Source organism: Streptomyces muensis (assembly GCF_021474425.1).
GTDB classification, from domain to species: domain Bacteria; phylum Actinomycetota; class Actinomycetes; order Streptomycetales; family Streptomycetaceae; genus Streptomyces; species Streptomyces muensis.
Genome location: NZ_JAKEIP010000590.1, coordinates 1 through 1,117, shown reverse-complemented (window position 1 = coordinate 1,117; position 1,117 = coordinate 1). Strand labels below are relative to the sequence as shown.

At 73.4% G+C, this 1,117-nt stretch carries 1 protein-coding gene and 1 pseudogene; one reads left to right on the top strand and one right to left on the bottom strand.

Going from position 1 to position 1,117, the window contains the following annotated elements; all coding sequences use genetic code 11:
• Positions 1–69: 69 nt before the first annotated feature.
• Entirely contained in the window at positions 70–723 is a 654-nt protein-coding gene (locus tag L0P92_RS44575) for a Tat pathway signal sequence domain protein (protein ID WP_234768829.1), read from the top strand.
• Between the two features lie 305 nt (positions 724–1,028).
• Here the strand turns inward: L0P92_RS44575 and L0P92_RS45580 are convergent.
• A pseudogene (locus L0P92_RS45580) lies at positions 1,029–1,117 on the bottom strand (MaoC family dehydratase); the annotation flags it as partial.

Here is a 1,117-nt window from a genome sequence, read left to right as displayed (position 1 = left end):
CCCTCAAACCCCCTGAGCAGCACAGCTGCCCCAGGGCACACCCCGCAACGAAAGCCGAGGTACACCCCCATGCGCACCCGCACCCTCCTCACCCTCGCCGGTACCGTCGCCGCCCTCACCCTCCCCCTGGCCGGCCCCGCGTCCGCGGCCGACGGCACCGTTCTGACCACCGGCTCCGTCGGGGGTACGGCCGTCGCCGCCGGCGAGGTCCTCACCGCGCCGCTGGCGAGCGGTACCGCGGCCACGTTCTACTCCAGCGCGACCGGCACGAGCGGTATCTCCTGCACGTCGTCGCAGTTCACGGCCACCGTGACGGACAACCCGAGCGCGCCCGGCACCGCGACGGAGTCGGTCTCCGCGCACACCTTCGACGCCGCCAGCTGCACCACCAACGTGGTCGGCGTGCTCGGCGTCACCGGCATCACGGTCAACAACCTGCCGTACAGCGCCGCCGTCTCCTCCGACGGCACGGTCACCGTCACCCCGGCCGCGGGCTCCACCATCCAGACGACGGTCGTCCTGCGCACCCTGCTGGGCAGCATCAACTGCGTCTACCAGGCCCCCAGCCTGTCCGGCACGGCCAGCAACGCCGACAACAGCATCAACTTCGCCAGCGCCCAGTTCACCAAGGTCTCCGGCTCGTCCCTCTGCTTCGCCAACGGCTACTTCACCGCCAAGTACGCCCCGGTGACCGGCGCCGGCGAGGCGGTCTACGTCAACTGAGGCCCGCCGCGCCGGAGTTCACCTCCTGCGCAGCCGTAGTGCCAGGGCGGCGCCCCCGGTGAGCACCAGCACCGCGGCGGCGCCGCCCGCCAGCATCGGCGTCGAGGGCCCCGCTCCGGTGCCGCCGGCGTTCGCCACGGGCGTGCTGTCGGGCGCGGCGGCGTTCTGCGTACGCCGGCTCTCGGCGCCGACGGAGGCGGAAGGCGTCGGTGAGACGGTCCTGCGCGGCTCGGCCGCCGACGAAGGACTCACGGACGTACGGCCGTTGCCCCGGCCCGCGTCACCACCGGCGGCGGAAGCCGTGCCCCCGCCACCGCCCTCCTCGACCTCCGCCAGCTTCCCGACCAGCCGTATGCGGGAGCCGACCTTCACCGGTGCGGGGAAACGCACCTTG

Coding starts and splice junctions, on each gene's coding strand:
- L0P92_RS44575 (WP_234768829.1), top strand. CDS start 70: ATGCGCACCCGCACCCTCCTCACCCTCGCCGGTACCGTCGCCGCCCTC.